The 22149-nt window shown below is 65.8% G+C and carries 19 protein-coding genes; 10 read left to right on the top strand and 9 right to left on the bottom strand.

The genetic code is table 11. From position 1 onward, the window contains the following. Nucleotides 1-1164: an HlyD family secretion protein gene (locus AC1DCU_RS11510; RefSeq protein ID WP_032976052.1), complete on the top strand. Its 1164-nt coding sequence runs from the start codon at nucleotides 1-3 to the stop codon at nucleotides 1162-1164. A 139-nt stretch (nucleotides 1165-1303) separates the two neighbouring features. On the opposite strand, the gene AC1DCU_RS11505 is transcribed toward AC1DCU_RS11510, so the two are convergent. From AC1DCU_RS11505 to creB, 7 genes are all read right to left on the bottom strand, one after another. Then, complete coding sequence (locus AC1DCU_RS11505; protein ID WP_025879333.1) at nucleotides 1304-1789, bottom strand: Fur family transcriptional regulator; 486 nt, start codon at nucleotides 1787-1789, stop codon at nucleotides 1304-1306. A 34-nt stretch (nucleotides 1790-1823) separates the two neighbouring features. Next, a complete protein-coding gene (gltX, locus tag AC1DCU_RS11500) occupies nucleotides 1824-3227 on the bottom strand; it encodes a glutamate--tRNA ligase (protein WP_442251708.1) in 1404 nt (467 codons plus the stop codon). 154 nt (nucleotides 3228-3381) lie between these two features. After that, on the bottom strand, nucleotides 3382-4938 hold the full coding sequence (locus AC1DCU_RS11495) for a M28 family metallopeptidase (protein WP_051584977.1): 1557 nt from the start codon (nucleotides 4936-4938) through the stop codon (nucleotides 3382-3384). A 257-nt stretch (nucleotides 4939-5195) separates the two neighbouring features. Beyond that, on the bottom strand, nucleotides 5196-5606 hold the full coding sequence (locus AC1DCU_RS11490; protein ID WP_032976047.1) for a hypothetical protein: 411 nt from the start codon (nucleotides 5604-5606) through the stop codon (nucleotides 5196-5198). Between the two features lie 10 nt (nucleotides 5607-5616). Next, nucleotides 5617-6930, bottom strand: coding sequence for a cell envelope integrity protein CreD (gene creD / locus AC1DCU_RS11485; protein WP_032976046.1), 1314 nt, complete (start codon nucleotides 6928-6930; stop codon nucleotides 5617-5619). An 81-nt stretch (nucleotides 6931-7011) separates the two neighbouring features. Continuing rightward, a complete protein-coding gene (gene creC, locus AC1DCU_RS11480) occupies nucleotides 7012-8472 on the bottom strand; it encodes a two-component system sensor histidine kinase CreC (protein ID WP_025879328.1) in 1461 nt (486 codons plus the stop codon). 3 nt (nucleotides 8473-8475) lie between these two features. Next, nucleotides 8476-9201, bottom strand: coding sequence for a two-component system response regulator CreB (gene creB / locus AC1DCU_RS11475; RefSeq protein WP_081794553.1), 726 nt, complete (start codon nucleotides 9199-9201; stop codon nucleotides 8476-8478). 35 nt (nucleotides 9202-9236) lie between these two features. Here creB and AC1DCU_RS11470 point away from each other — a divergent pair, with 35 nt between their 5' ends. The 6 genes from AC1DCU_RS11470 to AC1DCU_RS11445 all read left to right on the top strand — a co-directional run bounded on the left by AC1DCU_RS11470 (nucleotide 9237) and on the right by AC1DCU_RS11445 (nucleotide 16372). Beyond that, entirely contained in the window at nucleotides 9237-10094 is an 858-nt protein-coding gene (locus tag AC1DCU_RS11470) for a 23S rRNA (adenine(2030)-N(6))-methyltransferase RlmJ (protein WP_025879326.1), read from the top strand. A gap of 95 nt (nucleotides 10095-10189) precedes the next feature. Next, nucleotides 10190-10735, top strand: a complete 546-nt coding sequence (locus AC1DCU_RS11465; protein WP_025879325.1) for a GNAT family N-acetyltransferase — start codon at nucleotides 10190-10192, stop codon at nucleotides 10733-10735. Nucleotides 10736-10861: 126 nt separating this feature from the next. Further along, on the top strand, nucleotides 10862-14326 hold the full coding sequence (mfd, locus tag AC1DCU_RS11460; protein WP_478014170.1) for a transcription-repair coupling factor: 3465 nt from the start codon (nucleotides 10862-10864) through the stop codon (nucleotides 14324-14326). A gap of 82 nt (nucleotides 14327-14408) precedes the next feature. Continuing rightward, nucleotides 14409-14924 carry a hypothetical protein gene (locus AC1DCU_RS11455; protein WP_032976043.1) on the top strand — a complete coding sequence of 172 codons (516 nt, stop codon included), beginning with the start codon at nucleotides 14409-14411 and terminating at the stop codon, nucleotides 14922-14924. 182 nt (nucleotides 14925-15106) lie between these two features. Beyond that, a complete protein-coding gene (locus tag AC1DCU_RS11450; RefSeq protein WP_025873766.1) occupies nucleotides 15107-15712 on the top strand; it encodes an HD-GYP domain-containing protein in 606 nt (201 codons plus the stop codon). Nucleotides 15713-15811: 99 nt separating this feature from the next. Further along, the gene (locus tag AC1DCU_RS11445; RefSeq protein WP_032976041.1) at nucleotides 15812-16372 is read left to right on the top strand and encodes a hypothetical protein; all 561 of its coding nucleotides are present in this window, start codon (nucleotides 15812-15814) and stop codon (nucleotides 16370-16372) included. Nucleotides 16373-16453: 81 nt separating this feature from the next. Here the strand turns inward: AC1DCU_RS11445 and AC1DCU_RS11440 are convergent, their stop codons facing one another. Further along, a complete protein-coding gene (locus tag AC1DCU_RS11440) occupies nucleotides 16454-18544 on the bottom strand; it encodes a M13 family metallopeptidase (RefSeq protein ID WP_032976040.1) in 2091 nt (696 codons plus the stop codon). A 179-nt stretch (nucleotides 18545-18723) separates the two neighbouring features. Here AC1DCU_RS11440 and AC1DCU_RS11435 point away from each other — a divergent pair, with 179 nt between their 5' ends. Together AC1DCU_RS11435 and AC1DCU_RS11430 are read left to right on the top strand one after the other, a co-directional pair. Further along, nucleotides 18724-19701 (top strand): 5'-nucleotidase, encoded by a 978-nt coding sequence (locus AC1DCU_RS11435; RefSeq protein WP_081794552.1) that lies wholly within the window; start codon nucleotides 18724-18726, stop codon nucleotides 19699-19701. Between the two features lie 25 nt (nucleotides 19702-19726). Further along, entirely contained in the window at nucleotides 19727-20539 is an 813-nt protein-coding gene (locus AC1DCU_RS11430; protein ID WP_442251706.1) for a hypothetical protein, read from the top strand. A 63-nt stretch (nucleotides 20540-20602) separates the two neighbouring features. Here AC1DCU_RS11430 and gpmA read toward each other — a convergent pair whose 3' ends face one another. Next, nucleotides 20603-21352, bottom strand: coding sequence for a 2,3-diphosphoglycerate-dependent phosphoglycerate mutase (gene gpmA / locus AC1DCU_RS11425; protein WP_032976037.1), 750 nt, complete (start codon nucleotides 21350-21352; stop codon nucleotides 20603-20605). Nucleotides 21353-21446: 94 nt separating this feature from the next. On the opposite strand from gpmA, the gene nfi reads away from it, so the two are divergent. Then, on the top strand, nucleotides 21447-22127 hold the full coding sequence (gene nfi, locus AC1DCU_RS11420) for a deoxyribonuclease V (RefSeq protein ID WP_025873770.1): 681 nt from the start codon (nucleotides 21447-21449) through the stop codon (nucleotides 22125-22127). Nucleotides 22128-22149 lie beyond the last annotated feature (22 nt).

The following is a 22149-nucleotide window of genomic DNA, read 5'->3' as shown; positions in this document are numbered from 1 at the left end:
ATGCCTCCCGTCCCGCCCCGTCCAGACGACACCGACGCTGCCGAGAACGTCACCCCGCCGCCGCCCACCGATGCGGCACCGGCGGCGACGCCTGCCGCGCCCGCCGCCGCGCCGAAGTACCTCAAGCCGAGTTCGCGCAGCGTGGTGGTGATGGTGGTGGTGGCCCTGCTGGGCATCGCGCTGATCCTGCGCGCCTGGCACCTGTGGCCGTTCACCAGCACCGTGATGGTGACCGACAACGCCTACGTGCGCGGTCAGATCACGGTGATGGCGCCGCAGGTGAACGGCTATGTGACCGACGTGCTGGTGAAGGACTTCCAGCACGTGAAGCAGGGCGAGCCGCTGCTGCGCATCGACGACCGCATCTACGCGCAGCGGGTGGCGCAGGCGCAGGCCACGTTGGACAGCGCGCGCGCGGCCCTGGCCAATTCGGACCAGTCGCAGGCGCAGAACCGCGCGCAGATCGCTGCGGCGCGGGCCACGCTGTCGGCCGGCCAGGCCGAACTGCAGCGCTCGCGCAACGAGGCCAAGCGTTACGAGGAACTGGCGGCGCAGCAGCTGGTGTCCATCAACGACCGCGACAAGTTCCGCACCAGCCAGGCCTCGGCGCAGGCCAGCGTGCAGCAGTCGCAGGCGCAGATCCGCATCGCCGAAGAAACCCTGGTCTCGACCCAGGTCTCGCGCAAGAGCCTGGAAGCGCAGGTGGAAAGTGCGCAGGCACAGCTTGAGCTGGCCCGCATCGACCTGGCCAATACGGTGATCCATGCGCCGCGCGATGGGCAGATCAGCGAGGCGAGCGTGCGCGTGGGACAGTACGTAGCCGCCGGTTCGCAGCTGCTGTTCCTGGTGCCCGATGCATTGTGGGTGGTGGCCAACTACAAGGAAGGCCAGACCTGGCAGATGAAGATCGGGCAGCCCGCCTCGTTCTCGGTGGATGCGTTCCAGGGCCAGGTGCTGCGCGGACGGGTGGAGCAGATCGCGCCGGCCACCGGATCGGAGTTCAGCGTGCTGCGCCCGGACAATGCCAGCGGCAATTTCACCAAGGTGGTGCAGCGGCTGCCGGTGCGTATCTCGATCAACGGGGACCAGGAACTGGCGGCGCGGTTGCGGCCGGGCATGTCGGTGATCGTGCGGGTGGATACCGCGACCAAGCCGATGGACTAGGGCGCCGGCCCGGTGGAGTCGAGCCATGCTCCATGCTCGGCTGCATTGTTATGAAATGGGGTCAGATCCCTTTGCCACTGGCAAAGGGATCTGACCCCAATCCCGAGGAAGCCGGCCAGCGGCCGGCACTGCCCTCGCATCAGCCTGCGCAGCGGGCGCAGAGTCCGTGTACTTCCAATGTCTGTGCCTGCGGTTGGAAGCCGAGCTCCTTGGCCCGCTTTTCCAGCTGGGTCACGATCTCGCGGTCTTCCAGTTCCACCGCGCTGTGGCAGCTGTTGCAGATCAGGAACGGCACCGAATGGGCCGCACTGCTGGGGTGGTGGCAGGCCACGAAGGCATTGACCGATTCCAGCTTGTGCACGAAGCCATTGGCCATGAGGAAGTCGAGCGCGCGGTACACGGTGGGCGGGGCGTCAGCGCCCACACCCTTGCCGTTGCGCACCCACTCCAGCAGCTCGTAGGCCTTGACCGGCTTGCCGGCCTCGGCGATCAGCTTGAGCACGTTGGCGCGGATGGGGGTAAGGCGCAGCCCGCGCTCGCGCGAGACACGCTCGACCACCGCCACGAAATCCGAAGCGTCGTGGACATGGTGGTGCGGGGCCGTACAGGCGGTTTTGGCGGACATGCGCGTTCTCCAGTTCGGGCGTGGGCCGCAGGGCTCAGGCCGTTGCTACCTTGGTGATGGCCACATCGATGCGTTTCAAGGCCTGCTCGCGGCCGGCCAGGTACACGGTATGGGAAATGTCAGGGCTGACCTGGGTGCCGGTGATGGCCACGCGCAGCGGCTGGGCGACCTTGCCCATGCCCATTTCCAGCGCGGCGGCTGCATCGTGCAGGGCCACGCCAACGGCCTCGGCGGTCCACTCCGGCAGGGCTGCCAGCAGCTCGCGGGCCTTGCCCAGCGGCAGTTCCGCACCGGCCTTGAAGTGCTTGGCCACGGCCGCTTCATCGTATTCGTTCAGCGGCTGGTACCAGACCACGGCCTTCTCGGCCATTTCCTTCAGGGTCTGCACGCGCTCGCGCAGGGCGATCACCACGTCCACCGGCGCCGGGCCAGCGGCCACATCCAGGCCCAGCTTCTGCAGCTGGTAGACCAGGTGCGGCACGATCGCGGCCGGCTCCTCGGTCTTCAGGAAGTGCTGGTTGACCCAGCCCAGCTTGGCCATGTCCAGGCGCGAGGCCTTGGAATTGCAGTCCTTCACATCGAACAGGTCGATCAGTTCCTGGCGGCTGAACAGTTCCTGGTCGCCGTGCGACCAGCCCAGCCGGGCCAGGTAGCTCAGCAGCGCATCAGGCAGGTAGCCGGCGTCCCTGTACTGCATCACGTCGGCCGCGCCGGTGCGCTTGGACAGCTTGGCGCCCTGCTCGTCCAGGATCATCGGCATGTGGCCGAACTTCGGCACCGGTGCGCCGATGCCTTCGTACAGGTTGATCTGGCGCGGGGTGTTGTTGATGTGGTCGTCGCCACGGATGACTTCGGAGATCTTCATGTCCCAGTCGTCCACCACCACCGCGAAGTTGTAGGTGGGGTAGCCGTCCGGACGGAAGATGACCATGTCATCCAGCTCGCTGTTGGCGATCTCGATGCGGCCCTTGATCAGATCATCGAACACCACCGTGCCTTCAAGCGGGTTCTTGAAGCGGATGACGCGGTTCGGGTCGTCCCTGTACGGCAGGCCCTGCTCGCGGGCAGCGCCGTTGTAACGCGGCTTTTCCTGCCTGGCCATCGCGGCCTCGCGCATGGCGTCCAGCTCTTCGCGGGTTTCGTAGGCGTAGTACGCCTTGCCGTCGGCGATCAGCTGCTCGGCCACTTCCTTGTACCGGGCGACGCGCTCGGTCTGGTAGAACGGGCCTTCGTCGTAGTCCAGGCCCAGCCACTCCATCGCCTCCAGGATCGCATCGATCGCACCCTGGGTGCTGCGTTCACGGTCGGTGTCCTCGATGCGCAGCACGAACTCGCCGCCACGATGGCGGGCCTCCAGCCAGCAGTACAGCGCGGTGCGGGCGCCACCGATATGCAGGTAGCCGGTGGGACTGGGGGCGAAGCGGGTGCGGCAGGTCATGGAGGGCTCGAGGAACGGGTATCCCCCGATTTTACCAGCCCTCCGCCCCCTGCGGAAAAAGGGGACGGAGGGGGGCAAGTCACTATTGCCGCGCTCCCGGGAGAACGCCGATGCAGCGGAGGGGAAACACGACTTGATCCCCTCCGTCCCTTTTTCAGGGCTCGGGCTTGCGCGGGAACGGCTGCTCGCGCATGGCAGCGTGGTAGGCGAAGGAGGCGACGATGGCGGCGGCCTGCTTCAGGTCTTCCGGTTCGGCGTGGTCCCAGGTGTCCAGGTGGCTGTGGTGGACGTTGCTGAAATAGTCCAGCTTGTCCTGGATGAACTGGAAGCCCGGCAGGCCGATGCGGTCGAAGCTGATGTGGTCGGTGCTGCCGGTGTTGCGGGTGGCCACGGTGGTTGCACCCACGTCATGGAACGGGGCGAGCCAGGCTTCGAAGATCGGCATCGCCGCCAGGTTTTCCTGTGCGTAGATGCCACGGAAGCGGCCCGAGCCGTTGTCCATGTTGAAGTAGACCTGGAACTTGCCGTAGTCGCGGGTCTTCTGCAGGGCACCGGTCGGTTCACGCAGCGAGGCCGGCAGCGCCTTCTGCGCCGGGTCGGTGGGCTCGGGGAATCGACCGAAGTGCTTGGCCACGTACGCCTGCGAACCGATCAGTCCCTGTTCCTCGCCACTCCACAGCGCAACCCGGATGGTGCGCTTGGGCTTGGCGCCGCCGGCCTTGAGGATGCGCATGGCCTCCATCATCACCGCCACGCCGGCGGCGTTGTCGGCCGCGCCGGTGCCGCTGTGCCAGGAATCCAGGTGCGCGCCGATCATCACCACCTCGTCCGGCCTGCTGCTGCCACGGATCTCGGCCAGGGTGTTGTAGCCGGGCTGGTCGGCCTCGTCGGTGAAGCGTGCGGCCACATCCACGCGCAGGCGCACGCTTTGCTTGGCTTCCAGCGCGCGTACCAGCGGATTGAAGTGCTCGGCGATCATCGCCAGTTCGGGAATGCCGGCCGCTTCACCGGCCTTGCGCGAGCCGCCACCGGCCACGCGGATGATGCCGTTGTCCCAGCTGCTGATGCTGATCGAGGCCAGCGCGCCTTCTTCAACGAAGAATGCGTTGACCTTCGCCGCCAGCGCCTGCTTCTCCTGGTATTCCTTGACCCGCTTGGCGCGGTCGGCGGCCACGTCCTTGTCCTTGGGCAGGGTGAATTGCTGCAGGCCTTCCAGCGAGGTGGCGTCGTGCCGGTGCGAATCGGCGTCGGTGCCGCGCTTGTATTCGCGTGCCTCGCCCAGCAGCAGGATCTTTCCACGCAGCTTGCCGCGATATTTCTCGATGTCCTCGGGCTTCTTGATGTCCACCTGCAGCAGGTCGCCCTCGACCGGGCCGTTGGTGCCCGGCGTCCACGCCTTGGGCAGCGCATGCAGTGGCTGCACGCGATCGCCCAGCATCTCCACGCTGGCCGAGGTGAATTCCCAGCCACGGCCGAATTCGTCGAAGGCTTCGTCATGGACATTGTCCAGCTTCCATTCGCTGAACTTGCCGCGGGTCCAGGCGTTGGCACGCCCCATCGCCGGCGAATTGGTCAGGCGCGGCCCGATGCGTTCGGTGAGGTAGCTGAAGGTATCCATCACCTGCGACTTGTGGAACGCCTGCTGGCGGATCTTGCCGACCATGTCCAGGTCCACCGGCTCGCGCTGCTGCGCCACCGCATTGCCACCCATCGCCAGCACTACTGCCAGCACGCCCCACTTCAGCCCGCTCCACGTCAACACGCCGCACCCCTGCCCTTCGGCTCGATCATCATCCGCTCGAGTCTAGCCAGCCGGGGCGCCCGGCCCCCGTCCCATCGGTCATGGGCATCTGGTAGATCCACGCCGTGCGTGGATGGCGCCTTCCCACCGAAGAGCGGTGCGGACCAAGGTTCGCACCCAGCAGAGGCCCCGTAGAACCACGCCACGCGTGGATGGGCCTTCCGCTGTCACCCCTTCCACCCCAGCCACAGCTGCGCGCGTTCGGGCAACAGCAGCAGCCAGTGCCGCTGGTCGATGCTGCTGCAACCAAACACCGTCGCATGTTCCGGCCAGTCTGCCGGCAGCCCATCGATGCCGATCTCCGACAATGCCCCCGCCCCGGCCTTCCATGGCCGGTAACGGGGCACCTTGCCGGCGAGCGCGCCGCGTCCGTGCCGCGCCTCCCGCAACCAGTCCAGCCCGCGCCGCTGCAATCCTTCGCAGGTGACGGCGGCCAGCTGGAAGCGGACCAGGCCGGGCGCGATCCGTGCCCCTGGCAAGGCCGCCAGTACCCCATGGGCCTGCAGCAGTGCATCCACCTCCAACAGCGCGGGAATGCCCTGTCGTGCCCGTTGCTGCAATCCTTGGCGCCAGCCCATGGCGTGCTCCTTACTTCTGTTCGGCCAGGGCGTACCAGTCAACCCGACGGGTCACCCACATCGCCAGCGCGAGGATCACGAACAGCAGCAGCGAGCCCATCAGCAGTGCATTGTTTTCCGAGACCAGCAGGCCATACAGCGCGCCGTACAGCACCGTCAGCATCGCGGCGAAGCCCAGGCCCCGCTTCCAGTGACCCAGCACATTGGCCAGGTACACCGCCTGCAGGCTGATGCAGGCCAGCGCGGAAACCAGGTAGGCCTGCCAGAAGGCGATGTGCTCGGACAGGCTGATCAGCAGCAGGAAGAAGATCGCCAGCGCCAGGCCGACCATCAGGTACTGCAGCGGATGGATGCGCAGCGACTTGATCAGTTCGAACAGGATGAAACCAACGAACGTCAGCACCACGAACAGCACGCCGTACTTGGACGCGCGGTCGGCCTGGGTATAGGTATCGACCGGGTCGACCAGCGAAACCTGCACCGCCTGCGCATCCAGGTCATCGCCCTCGCGCAGTCGCTGCTGTGCGTCCGATGCCAGCGAGGACACGGCCCAGCGTGCATCGAAGCCCTGTGCATCCACACGCCGCTCGTTCGGCAGGAACGCACCGGCAAACGACGGGTGCGGCCAGCTGGACCGCAGCGCGATCTGGTTGTCATCGCCCACCGGCACCACCGACAGCGAGCGGCTGCCATCGAGCTGCAGTTCCAGTTCCACGCTGCTGGCCGCCAGGGTGCCTCCGGTGCGGGCGATGCCGGCGATCGGTGCATGCAGCCCACGGCCCAGTGCGGATGCGCCGGCCACGCCCGGCAGCAGCTTGACCTGCTGTCCATCAACCCGCAGGTTCGGCGTACCAACCAGGCCACGCGCATCGGACACGCCCAGCGCGATGTAGGCCTCGCCATAGGTCATGCCATCGTGCTCCGGGTAGTCGTCCTCGCTGAAGGTCGCCTTGAGCTGGCCATTCCAGCTGTACACCGGCACCTTGAACAGGCCGACCGAGCGCTGGCTGGGCAGCAGCTCGCCACTGATCTGCAGGGTGGCCGGCGGCTGCAACCAGTAACCCTCGGTGGTCTGCAGCTCGGTCTTCTTGTTGCCCTGCGCATCGACCACTTCCACCTGCTCGCGCTTGGACCACGGCACCACGCGCACCGGCCCGACCACGCGCTGGGTACCGGCACGGCTTTCGGCCACCCGCGAGTAGGCCTCTTCGCGATAGGCGCTGCGCTCGGTGATGACGCTGCGGATCAGGAAAAGCGGGATCAGCAGCAGCAGGATCAGGCCGCCGACAATGGCGAACCGCAGCAGCATCTTCAGGGATTTCATCGTCCGTCCTCGTTGGAGAGGACTGCAGGATGGACGGCTGCGGTGAGCAGGGTTTGTGGCGAATTTGAAGTGGGTGTGAAGTCAGCGCCGCAGACGCTGGCCCGGTATCGCCAGCGGCAGCCACAGGCTGGCCACGGTGCCGCCGCCTTCGCGCGGCTGCAGGCTGGCGCGGCCGTCATGCAGGCGCACAACTTCCTGCACGAAGGGCAGGCCGAGGCCGGAACTGCGGCGGCCGGTGCCGGGTCGGGCCAGCGAATAGAAGCGCTCGAACACGCGCTCGCGTGCGTAGTCGGGAATGCCCGCGCCACGGTCGGCAACCTGCAGGCGTACGCCCTGCCCGTCCAGTTGGGCATCCAGTTGCACCTGTGCCCCGGGCGGCGAGAACGCAATGGCGTTGTCGATCAAGTTGTGCAGCGCTTGCCGCAGCAGATAGCCATCGCCCTGCACGCGCAGGTCGGGCACCTGCTCGATATGCAGCTGGACACCTGCGGCCTGCGCGCGTACCTGCGCCGCCGCCGCGGCTTCCTGCAGCAGCACCGGCAAGGCGATCGGATCACGGGTCTGCAACCACCCGTGCTGCTCGACCTCGGCCAGCGCCAGCAGCTTGTCGATGGTTTCAGTCAGCCGTTCCTGCTGGTCGACGATGCTGCGTGCGAAATGCGCACGGTCGGCGTCGGCCATCGGCTCCTGCAGCAGTTCGGCGGCACCGCGGATCGCCGCCAACGGGCTTTTCATCTCGTGGGTCAGCGATTGCACGTACTGCTCGACGTACGCCTTGCCTTCCAGCTTGCGCCGCATGGTCTCCAGCGCCTGGCCAAGATCGCCGATCTCGTCGCTGCGCCGCTTCGGCGGCGGCACCGGTTCACCGGCGCTGACCGCACGCGCATAGCGGCTGAGCTGGCCCAGGCCGTTGGTCAGCCACATCGTCACCAGCACGCCCACCAGCGCCGACAGGCCGATCAGCCACGCACCGCGCTCGATGATGGCGCGCTGGCTGGCGGCGATGAACGGATCGATGCTGCGGTTGGGCTGGGCCAGGCTGAGCACGCCGATCAGTGTGCTGCCATCGGCCGGGTCATACACCGGCGCGGCCACGTGCATCACCGTGTTGCTGTCATCGCCCGGCGTTTCCGGGCTGGAGCGCGCACCGTATTCGCCGCGCAGGGTGCGATAGACATCGTTCCAGCGCGAATTGTCGCGGCCCACGTCGCGGCCCAGCGAATCGTAGATCACGATGCCCTTGGCGTCGGTGATCGTCACCCGGTAGTCCAGCGCACGCTTGGGGAAGCGCCAGACCATCGCCTTCAGGTCGCGCTGCCGGGCCTTGGCCAGGTTGCGGGTGAAGGTGCCGTTGCGGATGGTGCCGGCCTTGACGTCGGCGGCGGCCATTTCCGCCAGCACGTTGGCCGCATCCACCAGGGTCGATTCCATCGCCTGGCGCACACCCGGCTTCACTTCGTTGACGAACACACGCATCACGAAGAACGCGGCGATGCCAACGATCAGGAAGAAGCCCAGGAACAGTTTCAGGACCAGACGCACGCGTCAGACCTCCAGGGCGTAGCCGAGGCCGCGATGGGTGCGGATCGGTTCACCGCTGGCGCCGGCCGCACGCAGCTTGGCGCGCAGTGTCTTGACGTGGGTGTCGACGGTGCGGTCGGCGCTGTCGGCGGCGCTGTCCCAGCCACGGTCCATCAACTGGGCACGGCTGAGGATCGCGCCGGGGCGCTGCAGCAGCGCCTCCAGCAACGCATATTCGTAGCGGGTCAGGTCCAGCGCATGGCCCTGGAAGCGGATGCGGCGGCCATCGCGATCGATGGCGAAGGCACCGTGTTCCTGCCAGCCGCTCTCGACGGACGGGGCCACCGCAGCGGGCGTGGCACGCCGCAGCCGGGCACGCACCCGCGCCACCAGCTCGCGCGGCGAGAACGGCTTGGCCATGTAGTCGTCCGCCCCCAGCTCCAGGCCCAGTACGCGGTCGAGTTCGTCGTTGCGGGCGGTCAGGAAGATCACCGGCACCTGCGCCACCGGCCCCGTCAGGGCCCGCAGCCGGCGGCAGACCTCGAAACCACTGAGGTCCGGCAGGCCGACATCCAGCACCACCAGGTCGATATCGCCGGCCTGCAGCTGCTGCAGCGCCTGCCCGCCCAGCAGGCAATGGCTGGCAGCGTAGCCTTCGCTGCGCAGCGCATAGAGCACGGTTTCGGCGATGGCCGCTTCGTCTTCGACCACCAGGACATGGGTAACAGGGGCTGTCATGGCGCGCAGCATAGCCGCTGCGGCCCTTGCCCCGTACACTGCCGCCCATGAACTATCGCCACGCCTTCCACGCCGGCAACCACGCCGATGTCCTCAAGCACATCGTGCAGCTGGCCCTGATCGACAGCTTCAAGCGCAAGGACAGCCCGTTCTTCGTGCTCGACACCCACGGCGGTGCCGGCCGTTACCTGCTGGCCAGCGAAGAAAGCCGCAAGACCCTGGAAGTCGAATCCGGGGTCATGCGGCTGATGGCCCAGCCCAAGCTGCCGGAGGTGGTCGAGCGCTACCTCAAGGCGGTGCAGGCCGACAATCCGGTCGGCGCGATGATCGCCTACCCCGGCTCGCCGCTGCTCAGCGCGCAGGCCATGCGCCCGCAGGACCGCATGGCGGTGTGCGAGCTGCAGGAGGATGAGGCCGCTTCGCTGAAGACCCTGTTCGCCCATGACAGCCGCGTCGGCGTGCACCCCGGTGACGGCTATGCGCTGCTGCGCTCGCTGCTGCCGCCCAAGTCCAACGGTGCCAAGATCGGCCGCGGCCTGGTCCTGATCGACCCGCCCTACGAAGCCCAGGACGCCGAGTACCAGGCGATCCTTGCCGCGCTGGCCGAGACCCTGGCGCGCTGGCCGCAGGCCACCTGTGCGGTCTGGTTCCCGATCAAGCAGCGCCGCACCATCCTGCATTTCCTGCGCAAGGCCACCGCACTGCCGGTGAAGTCGGCGATGACCATCGAGTTCCTGGTCCGCCCGGACGACTCCCCGCTGCGCCTCAACGGCAGCGGCATGCTGGTGCTCAATGCCCCCTGGCAGTTCGACCGCGTGGTCGGCCCGGCCCTGCCGGCCCTGCGCCAGCATCTGGGCGAGCCCGGTGCCAGCACCCGCCTGGACTGGCTGAAGACGGCCGAATAGGGGCCTTCACGAGGCTGTACGACCGTGAGCCTTTCGTTCACGGAATGCAGCCCCGGTGATGACACAATCGATGGACCACCAAGGAATCACCCGGTATGGCCACTCGCAACCGCATGCCGCCCTGGCATGAGATCTTCAAGGCTCCCAGCGGCCACGAGCTGCTGATCCGCCCCATCCGCCCCGAAGATGGCGCGCCGCTGCAGGCCGCCTTCAGCCTGTTCGGGCCGGAAGAAATCCGCGACCGTTTCCTGCAATCGGTGACCGAGCTGTCACCGGAAACCACCCAGCGCCTGACCCATCCCAACCCGAAGACCGAGATCACCCTGGTCGCCGCCGAGTCGCTGCCGGCCGGTGAGGCCGTGGTCGGCGCGGTGGCCCGTGCCTCGATCATCCCCGGTACCCGGGAAGCCGAGTACGCGATCCTGATCAGCCGCTTCCTGATCGGCCAGGGCCTCGGCCGCCAGCTGATGCGCAAGCTGGTGAAATGGGGCCGCGGCAAGTACCTGGACCGCCTGTATGGCGATGTCGCCGCCGAGAACGAGCCGATGAAGCAGCTGGCCGCCTCGCTGGGCTTCAAGCCGGTCCCCCATCCGAACGGGGCCGAAGGCCTGGTGCGGATGGTGCTGGAACTGGACAACTGACGGCAGCGCCGGGCCCTGCCCGGCGATGTTGATCCGACCGCTGCGCTCGCCGGGCATGGCCCGGCGCTACCCCGGTCACGTAACGATCATGGGCCAGGCGGGGGCTTCTGCTAAAATCCGCGGTTCATGTCGCGTACTCAATACCCCGCCCCGCCGCTGCCACGTGCCGGCCAGCTTCGCGCCTGGTGGCGCGCCCCCGCCTCGCCCACTGCCCTGGCCTGGTATCTGGCCCAGGCAGCGCGCACGCATGACGCACCGCTGCTGGTGGTGGCCCGTGACAACCACGGTGCCAACCAGATCGAAGCGGATCTGCATACCCTGCTGGGAGGCGACCCGAGCCTGCCGGTGGTGGCGTTCCCGGACTGGGAGACGCTGCCCTACGATCGCTTCAGCCCGCACCCGGACATCATTTCGCAGCGCCTGTCGGCCCTGCACCGCCTGCCCACGCTGAAGCGCGGCCTGGTGGTGGTGCCGGTGCAGACCCTGCTGCAGCATCTGGCTCCCCGCAGCTATGTCATCGGCGGCAGCTTCAATCTTGAAGTCGGCCAGCGCCTGGACCTGGAAGCGGAGAAGCGTCGCCTCGAAAGCGCCGGCTACCGCAACGTGCCGCAGGTGATGGACCCGGGTGATTTCGCCGTGCGTGGCGGCCTGCTTGACGTCTACCCGATGGGCGCCGACGAGCCGCTGCGGGTGGAACTGCTGGACGAGGACATCGATTCGATCCGTGCGTTCGATCCGGAAAGCCAGCGCTCGCTGGACAAGGTCGAGGCGGTGCACATGCTGCCCGGCCGCGAAGTACCGATGGACGACGCCAGCATCGCCCGGGTGCTGGCGACCCTGCGCGAGCGCTTCGACGTCGATACCCGACGCAGTTCGCTGTACCAGGACCTGAAATCGGGCCTGGCCCCGGCCGGCATCGAGTATTACCTGCCGCTGTTCTTCGAGCGCACCGCCACCCTGTTCGACTACCTGCCTGCCGGCAGCCTGCCGGTCGTCTGCGTGGGCGCCGCTCAAGCGGCAGAGACGTTCTGGACGCAGACCGGCGAGCGCTACGAGCAACGCCGCCATGACGTTGAACGGCCGCTGCTGCCACCGTCGGCGCTGTACCTGTCGCCGGACCTGCTGCGCGAGCGTTTGAACGACGCACCGCGCATCGAAGTATGGGCTGCCGATCACGCCCGCATCGCCGAGGCGCATGCGCTGGGCGACCAGCCGTTGCCGCCGCTGCCGGTGGCCGCGCGTGAAGCACCGGCCGGTGACGCGCTGAAATCCTTCCTTGGCCATTACCCTGGCCGGGTGCTGATCGCCGCCGATTCGCCGGGCCGTCGCGAGGCCCTGCTGGAAGTGCTGCAGGCCGCCGAGCTGAAGCCACCGGTGGTGGCCGACCTGCTGTCCTTCCTGGCCAGCGACGAACGCTTCGCCATTGCCGTGGCGCCGCTGGAAGACGGCTTCGCCCTGGATGCGCCGCACATCGCGGTGCTGACCGAACGCCAGCTGTTCCCCGAGCGCGCCGGCAGCACCCGTCGCACGCGCCGCGCCGGACGAGAGCCGGAAGCGATCATCCGCGATCTGGGCGAACTGACCGAAGGCGCGCCGATCGTGCACGAGGACCATGGCGTCGGCCGCTACCGCGGACTGATCGCGATGGACGTCGGCGGCATGCCCGGCGAGTTCCTCGAAATCGAGTACGCCAAGGGCGACCGCCTGTACGTGCCGGTCGCACAGCTGCACCTGATCAGCCGCTATTCCGGCGCGTCCGCCGAAACCGCGCCACTGCATTCGCTGGGTGGCGAACAGTGGAGCAAGGCCAAGCGCAAGGCCGCCGAGAAGGTGCGCGATGTGGCCGCCGAACTGCTGGAGATCCAGGCCCGCCGCCAGGCGCGTGCCGGACTGGCACTGCAGGTGGACCGCGCGATGTACGAGCCGTTCGCCGCCGGTTTCCCGTTCGAGGAAACCCCGGACCAGCTGGCCGCCATCGACGCCACCCTGCGTGACCTGGCCAGCAGCCAGCCGATGGACCGCGTGGTCTGCGGCGACGTGGGCTTCGGCAAGACCGAAGTTGCCGTGCGTGCCGCATTTGCTGCCGCCAGCGCTGGCAAGCAGGTGGCGGTGCTGGTGCCGACCACGCTGCTGGCCGAACAGCATTACCGCAATTTCCGCGACCGCTTCGCCGACTATCCGATGAAGGTCGAGGTGCTGTCGCGCTTCAAGAGCACCAAGGAGATCAAGGCCGAGCTGGAAAAGGTCGCCGCCGGCACCATCGACGTCATCGTCGGTACCCATCGCCTGCTGCAGCCGGACGTGAAGTTCAAGGACCTGGGCATGGTCGTCGTCGACGAGGAGCAGCGCTTCGGCGTGCGCCAGAAGGAGGCGCTGAAGGCACTGCGCGCCAACGTGCACCTGCTGACCCTGACCGCCACGCCGATTCCGCGTACGCTGAACATGGCCATGGCCGGCCTGCGCGACCTGTCGATCATCGCCACCCCGCCGCCGAACCGGTTGGCGGTGCAGACCTTCATCACCCAGTGGGACAACGCGCTGCTGCGCGAAGCCTTCCAGCGCGAGCTGGCACGCGGTGGCCAGCTGTATTTCCTGCACAACGACGTGGAAAGCATCGGCCGCATGCAGCGCGAGCTGTCCGAGCTGGTGCCCGAAGCGCGCATCGGCATCGCCCATGGGCAGATGCCCGAGCGCGAGCTGGAAAAGGTGATGCTGGACTTCCAGAAGCAGCGCTTCAACGTGCTGCTGTCGACCACGATCATCGAATCGGGCATCGACATCCCCAACGCCAACACCATCATCATCAACCGTGCCGACCGCTTCGGCCTGGCCCAGCTGCACCAGCTGCGTGRCCGCGTCGGTCGATCGCACCACCGCGCCTATGCCTACCTGGTCGTGCCCGACCGTCGTTCGATCACGCCGGATGCGGAAAAGCGCCTGGAAGCGATCGCCTCGATGGACGAACTGGGCGCCGGCTTCACCCTGGCCACCCACGATCTGGAAATCCGCGGCGCCGGCGAACTGCTGGGCGAGGACCAGAGCGGGCAGATGGCCGAAGTGGGCTTCAGCCTGTACACCGAGCTGCTGGAACGCGCAGTGCGCAGCATCAAGCAGGGCCATCTGCCCGACATCGATGCCGGCGAAGAAGCGCGGGGCGCCGAGGTCGAGCTGCACGTGCCGGCGCTGATTCCGGACGACTACCTGCCGGACGTGCACACCCGCCTGACGCTGTACAAGCGCATTTCCAGCGCGCGCGACAGCGATGCGCTGCGCGAACTGCAGGTGGAGATGATCGACCGCTTCGGCCTGCTGCCGGATGCGGCCAAGAACCTGTTCGCCATTGCCGAGCTGAAGCTGCAGGCCAGCTCGCTGGGCATCCGCAAGCTGGACCTGGGCGAGAACGGTGGCCGCATCGTGTTCGAATCCAAGCCGAACATCGATCCGATGGCGGTGATCCAGCTGATCCAGAAACAACCGAACCTCTATGCCATGGACGGTCCGGACAAGCTGCGCGTCAAGCATCCGCTGCCGCTGCCCGAAGACCGCTTCAATGCCGCGCGGGCACTGCTGTTGACCCTGGCCCTGCGCTGATCGATCTGCAGGGTGCCGGTCCGCCGCGGGCGGCAGACCGGCGCCCTTTCCGTTTCCTGCGCCCGCGACAAGGAGTGTTGCCGTGAATCGTTTCGCCCCCCTTCTGCTCGCCACCAGCCTGGGCCTGCTTGCGGCCTGCCACAGCGGCATGAGCAACCGCGATTACCTGCATGAGAATGTCGCCAGCTGGAACGGCACGGTCAGCGTGGTCGAGCAATGGACCAACGGCCCGAACGGCGAGTCCTTCCATGCGTCGCTGCAGGACGGCAAGAGCATGCAGCAGCATCGCTTCGGCCTGAAGAACGCGCACAAGGAAATCGCCGACCGGCTGGTCTTCGTCCAGCAGTTCACCCATGGCAAGGACGCCGACGCACTGCACCAGAACCTGCTCGATTCCCTGAAGAGCACCGAACACATGTTCGCCGTGATGGAACAGCTGGCCGCCCTGCCCGATGGCTACAGCGAAGAACAGGTCACCCCGCTGCTGCAGACGCTGGATGAGGCCGTGACCAGGATGGACGAAGACATGCAGACCCTGAGCGACGCGCAGGACGCCTTCGCCAAAGCCCATCGCATCCACCTGCAGACCACCGGCTGATCCGCGCAGCCCCGGTTGCGATGCGGCCGGGGCCAAATGCTGCATGCGACTGAACGCACAGCCCCACGCGGGACCGTCGATGCCCCCCGCGTGACACCGATGCGGGTACCCTATGCGCCGCCCCGGCCCGCTCTCGCGGGCCTTTCCGTTTTCTGCGCAGCTTCGCCGCGCCGCCAGTTCCGATGCCCCAGCCCAGACCTCCCGACCTCCTGCACGCGCAGGCCTGCCTGATCGACGCCCTGTCGATGTCACTGCAGATGCGTGATGCCTATACCCGCCACCACTGTGACCGCGTGGGCCTTCTTGCGCAGCACCTTGCCCTGCACTGCGACCTGGATGAGGACGCCTGTGCGCAGGTCGGCCTGGCCGCACGCTTCCACGACATCGGCAAGATCGGCATCCCCGACGAGGTACTGCTGAGCCCGCGCCGGCACAGCGACGAAGAGCGCGCGATCATGCGCGAGCACCCGGTGCGCGGCGAGCACATTTTCCTGGCCACCGGCCGCAGTGATGCCGCGCCGGTCGCGCGACTGATCCGTGCCCATCATGAAGCGTTCGATGGCAGCGGCTATCCCGATGGCCTGCACGGCGAGGCCATTCCGCTCGGCGCCCGCATCGTCACCATTGCCGATGCCTACGATGCAATGACCAGCGTGCGCCCTTACCGCGCGGCGATGGAGCACGAGACGGTGCTGCGGATCCTCGATGAGCAGGCCGGTGGCCTGATCGATCCCTACGTGCTGCAGCGTTTCCACGGCATGCTCAGGAACGAGCCGGCGCTGGCCTGAGCCTTCACCGGCTGGACGGCGCCTCGCTTGCGCAGCCGCGCCGATCCCCGCAAGCTGAGGGTCGGCCGCAGACGGCCCTGCTTACGAGGAGCATCACCCATGAAAGGAAACACCCGTATCGCCGCACCGCTGGGCTTGTTGCTGTTGGCCCTGGCGCCGTTCGCGCAGGCCCAGCAGGATGGCACCGCGCCAGCCGCCGCATGCCTGTCGCGCAACCAGGTCACCGCTGGCACCTCACCTGCCACCCTGATGAATGCCCTGCCGCGCTGCGTGCAGGATGGACGCATGCAGGACGCCATCGATCTCTACAACATCGCCGGCGTGTTCGCTCATTTCGATCGCCAGCGCGTCGCAGACGAGACGGGACACGCTGCCTACAACGCGCTCAAGGCGATGGCCGGTTCGGCCATGGGCGAGGAGAATCTCGGTCGCTTCGACAGCGCATTGAAGGCGCAGCTGAGCCCCGACAAGGCGCCAGCCTACGTCGCTGGCATCTGCACCTTCAGCAAGCGCATGGGGCCGCCCTCGTACACCCCGACCTACATGCTGGCCCATGGCATGTCCAATTTCACCGGCAAGGGCGGTGGCCTGGTGCCAGGCTTCGACCCGGCCAGCGCATGGCAGGCCACATTGTCTCAGTACCTGAAATGCCCGGGCTGATCTGCCGCCTGTTCTAGCCGACTGCAACGAGAAGGCCCGGCATTCGCCGGGCCTTCTGCTTCACGCGTTACCGGCGATCGCTTACCAGATCACCACGCGCTTGTCGTCCGCACGCACCATCGCATCGCCGGCCTTGCACTGGAACGCGGCGGCATAGGACGGCATGTTCGACGGCGCGCCGTTGGCACGGAAGTTCGCCGGTGCATGCGGATCGGTGTTCAGGCGCACGCGCAGCTCACCGTCGGTGAAGTTGCGACGCCACACGGTGGCCCAGTTCATGAAGAAGCGCTGGTCCTGGCTGTGACCGTCCACCTCGACGTTCGCCTTCGGGTTCTCCTTCAGCGCCATCTGCAGGGCATCGTAGGCCACGGTCAGGCCACCCAGATCACCGATGTTCTCGCCCAGGGTCAGCTTGCCCTTCACGAACACGCCCGGCACCGATTCATAGCCGTCGAACTGCGCGACCAGCTGGTCGGTGCGTTCGGTGAAGGCCTTGCGGTCGCTGTCGGTCCACCAGTTGTCGAAGTTGCCGTTGGCGGCGAACTGGCTGCCCGAGTCGTCGTAGCCGTGCATCATCTCGTGGCCGATGACCGCCCCGATGCCGCCATAGTTCAATGCCGGATCGGCCTTGGCATCGAAGAACGGTGCCTGCAGGATCGCCGCCGGGAACACGATCTCGTTCTTGGTGGCGTTGTAGTAGGCATTGACGGTCTGCGGGGTCATGCCCCACTCGGTCTTGTCCACCGGCTTGCCGATCTTGTCCAGCATGTAGCGGTAGTTGAACGCACGCGCTGCCTGCATGTTGCCCAGGTAGCTGTCACCGTTGGTCTGCAGGCCCGTCCACTCACGCCACTTGTCCGGGTAACCGATCTTCGGGGTGAAGCTGGCCCACTTTTCCAGTGCCTTCTTCCTGGTTTCCTCGCCCATCCACGGCAGCTGCTCCAGGCGCGCCTTCAGCGCCACCGACAGGTTCTGCACCAGGTGCTGCATGGCCTCCTTCGATTCGGCCGGGAACACCGCGTCCACGTACAGCTGGCCGAGGGCTTCGCCCATGCCGCCGTTCACCGACTCCAGCACGCGCTTCCAGCGCGGCTGCATTTCCTGCTGGCCGCGCAGGGTCTTGCCGTAGAACTCGAAGTTGGCCTTCTCGAACTGGCTGCTCAGGTACGGCGAGGCGTCGTCGATGGTGTGGAAGCGCAGGTAGGACTGCCAGGTGGCGGCCGGCACGTCGGCCAGCATCTTGTCCATTTCGCTGAAGAAGCCCGGCTGGGCCAGCGAGAACTTCTGCGCGGCCGGCACCTTCAGGGTGTCAAACAGCGCGGTCCAGCTGAAGTTCGGGGTCAGCTTGTCCGCGTCGGCGGCGCTGAGCGGGTTGTAGCGCTTGGCCGGGTCACGCATTTCGATGCGCGACATCGAGGCCTTGGCCAGGCGGGTCTCGAACGCCATCACCGCCTTGGCCTGTTCGGCAGCCTGCGCCGCGTCCACGCCGGACAGCGTCAGCACCTGCGCGATGTAGGCCACGTAGGCGTCGCGGATCTTGGCCTGCGCGTCGTCGAAGTAATAGCCCTTCTCCGGCAGGCCCAGGCCGCCCTGGCCGACGTACGCAATGACGTTGGCCGAATCCTTGTAATCGGCATTGGCGAACAGCGAGAACAGCACGCCCTGGCCCTGCGCCTGGCTGTCGCGCAGGTACTGGGTGATGGCGGCGGTGTCGTTCAGCGCAGTGATCTTGTCCAGCGTCGGCTGCAGCGGCGCCAGGCCGGCGGCCTCGATCTTCGCTTCGTCGTTGCCGGTCTTCCAGATGTCACCGATCTTGGCTTCCACCGAGCCGGCCTTGGCCTGGCTGGCGGCGGCCTGCTGCACCAGCGCGTGCTGCACTTCCAGCGAGCGCTCGCGCAGGATTTCGAAGCTGCCCCAGGTGGTCTGGTCGCCCGGCACCGGGTTGGCCTTCAGCCACTTGCTGTTGACGAAGCCGTTGAGGTCGGTACACGCGGCGATGGACGGATCCAGATCGGCGCTGTTGAGGCTGATCAGCGCGGTCTTGATCTGCGACTGGTCGAACGCCGGCTTGGCGGCGTCGGCAGCGGGCGCGGTCTCGTTCTTGCCACAGGCGGCGAGCGAAGCGGCGATGGCGATGGTCAGGCCCAGCGGGACCAGATTACGGACGTTCATGGCGTGTCTCCAACGGCGAATCGTCCAGCGTAGCCGCTGCGGCGATGGTGGGGACCGGCCAAAGGTCACGCCGCAGGCTCCACAGCTGTTGGATTTCGCCTTTGGGGTTTTCCGCTATCGTGCTTGCTAACATCGCCCCAATCGGATCTACCGCAAAAATCATAAAAAATGGAGAAGATATGCCTTACGAACTAAAGGATCGTTTGGTGGTAGGTGTCGCATCTAGTGCAATGTTCGACTTGAGCGAGTCGGATAGGGTCTTTCGAAACGAGGGGGAGGAAGCCTATCGCACATATCAAGAGCAGCACAGGAACGATGCACTCCAGCCGGGAATGGCTTTCTCCTTCATCCGACGCCTTCTCTCTCTCAATGACCTAAGTCCCGCCCCCCACGCTCCGCTGGTCGAAGTCGTCCTTCTATCTCGTAATGATCCAGATACGGGACTTCGGGTGATGAATTCAATTGCCCACCACAACTTGAGCATCTCTCGCGCAATTTTTCAGCAAGGCCTTTCGCCCTACGCATATGTGCCTGCGCTCAACATATCCCTATTCCTATCAGGCAATCAGAGCGATGTTCTCGAAGCGATTGCACTTGGACTGCCGGCCGGATATGTAATGGATTCAAAGAAAATTGACGACCCAAGCGACACAACACTTCGCATTGCCTTCGACTTCGATGGAGTTCTTGCTGACGACTCATCCGAAACCGTGATGCAGAATGGAAACCTTGCGCAATTCCACACTCACGAGACAGCCAATGTCATGGAACCTCACGGTGGCGGCCCACTAAAGCAGTTCCTCCTCAAGATCTCAACAATCCAGAAGGCCGAGGAGCTGAAAAGGAAGTCGGACCCAACATACAAAAATAGGCTTCGTGTCTCCATCGTCACCGCCCGAAATGCTCCATCGCATGAGCGCGCAATCAACACACTGAAGAGTTGGGGCGTAATTGTAAACGACGCATTCTTCTTGGGTGGAATTGAAAAACGCTTGATCCTCGAAGTCCTCAAGCCTCATATATTTTTCGACGATCAATCACTGCACCTTGCCGCAGCAAGCCAAGCCGCACCATCTGTACACATTCCCTTCGGAATAACGAACAAACCGAAGACGACATCGCCACAGACGGAAGAGCTAGCGGCGACCGGTCAATAAATTGGATCACCCAAGAGAACCTCACATGCAACAGGCAAAACCGACCTGCTTTGTGATTCAGACTTTCGATGGGAACGTCTACGACCGAAGATATAGAGAGACCATACGCCCGGCACTTCTTCTTGCAGAAGTGGAGCCTCAAAGAGCAGATGAAATCCTTGGTCTAAATCCGATAATTGAAAAAATTGAAAGCGCAATCGCCAGCGCATCCACCTGTATCGCCGAAGTTTCCGAAGACAACCCCAACGTCTGGCTAGAACTCGGTTACGCACTAGCCCTCAATCGACCTGTTGTCATACTCTGTGAAAAAGGAAAGCGCCCCAGGCTTCCTTTTGATGTTCAACATCGACCTGTTGTCTTTTACCGAACTGACTCCAGAAGCGGCTACGAAGAACTGGAAGCCAATCTTGTCAAACTCATTCAACACGAATTGCGCAACGAGCAACGATCACAGCTTGCGCCAACGTTGAATCCCAACATCGCGAACAACACAGACCTTGATGCAAATGAGATCGCGGTCTTGTCCTTGGCGTTTGCATTCTGGCCCACCGAAATCGGAAGCATCAGCCACTGGGAACTGGATAGAAAGCTCTCAAGCGCCGGCTTAACTGAGGTGGGCATCGCCCTCGGCGTCGCGACACTGACCGAAAAGAGTTTCCTAATTTCCCGGAGCCTTGTTGAGGAGGATTCAAACGGGCAAACATACCCCGTCAAGCACTACCAAATAACTCCTGAAGGCATCCAATGGATGAAGCTTCACAAGGATCTTCTTGTTACCCGCAGAGAACCCATTCGTCCCAGCACCCGCTTCATTGAAGACGATGATATTCCGTTTTGACTAGCTTCTTCGGTCTTGAAACTCCAAGTCTTAGAAAGGCCGGCTTGCGCCGGCCCTTCGTTCTTACTTGGCCTTGCCCTGGTTGGCCACGGCTTCGGCGGCCTTGCGTGCCGCTTCCGGGTCACCCAGGTAACGGAACGACTTCACGGTGAGGTCGTCGTTCAACTCGAACAGCAGCGGAATGCCGGTCGGGATGTTCAGCTCGAGGATTTCCTCGCGCGAGACGTTGTTGAGGTACTTGTACAGCGCGCGCAGCGAGTTGCCGTGGGCGGTGACCAGCACGGTCCTGCCATCCTTCAACTGCGGCGCGATGGCGTCGTGCCAGTACGGCAGCACGCGGTCGAGCGTCGTGGCCAGCGATTCGGTGCCCGGCAGCGCGTTGCGATCCAGCCCGGCATAGCGGCGGTCGTGGATCGGGTGGCCCGGATCTTCCAGGTCCATCGCCGGCGGCGGGATGTCGTACGAACGGCGCCACACCTTGACCTGGTCCTCGCCATGCTTGGCGGCGGTCTCGGCCTTGTCCAGGCCCTGCAGGCCACCGTAGTGGCGCTCGTTGAGGCGCCAGGACTTGTTCACCGGCAGCCAGTCCTGCTCCAGCTCGGCCAACGCACCCTGCAGGGTGTGGATGGCGCGCTTGAGCACGGAGGTGTGGGCGACGTCGAACTGCAGGCCTTCCTCGCGCATCAGGCGGCCGGCGGCAGCCGCTTCCCGGCGCCCCTGCTCGGTCAGATCGACATCGACCCAGCCGGTGAAGCGGTTGTCCAGGTTCCACTGGCTCTGGCCATGGCGCAACAGTACGAGTTTACGGGTCACTGCAGGGTCTCCAACGCGAGGAAAGGCAGGCGGCCATTGTAGCCCCGGCGCCCGCTCACCGCGCCGTGGCGGTGTGGATGTCATCCTGTGGCCGATGAATACACTGATCGACCCCGGGCGCTGGGAAGGCAGCGTCAGCGCCGCCCGCGAACAGCAGAAGCAGCTGGCGACCCGCGTGCAGCGGCAGGACCGGCTGCCCGCTACCGTGCGCTGGCTGGCCGGGCTGGATGTCGGCTTCGAGGAAGACGGCGCGATCACCCGCGCTGCGGCCGTGTTGCTCGACGCGGACACCCTGCAGCCGGTGGCGCAGGAAATCGCCCGCATCCCCACCGTGATGCCCTATATCCCGGGCCTGCTCAGCTTCCGCGAACTGCCGGCGCTGCTGGCTGCGTTGGCGTTGCTGCCGCGCGCACCGGACCTGGTGTTCGTCGATGGCCATGGCATCAGCCATCCGCGCCGGCTGGGCATTGCCGCACACCTGGGCGTGGTGACCGACCTGCCGAGCATCGGCGTGGCCAAATCGAAGCTGGTGGGCCGCTTCATCGAGCCCGACCCTGAGGCCGGCGCGCACACGCCGTTGCTGGACGGCGGCGAGCAGCTCGGCTGGGTGTTGCGCAGCAAGCTTCGCTGCAAGCCGCTGTTCGTCGCCGGCGGGCATCGGGTCAGTGCCGATACCGCGCTGGCCTGGGTACAGCGCACGCTGCGCGGCTATCGCCTGCCCGAGCCGACCCGGCTGGCGGATCGGCTGGCCTCGCGGCGCGACGAACAGAGGTAGCGCCGGGCACCGGCCGCCACAC

The sequence above is a fragment of the Stenotrophomonas sp. 10L48 genome (genome assembly GCF_056395105.1).
This window is presented reverse-complemented; position numbering and strand designations above follow the sequence as displayed.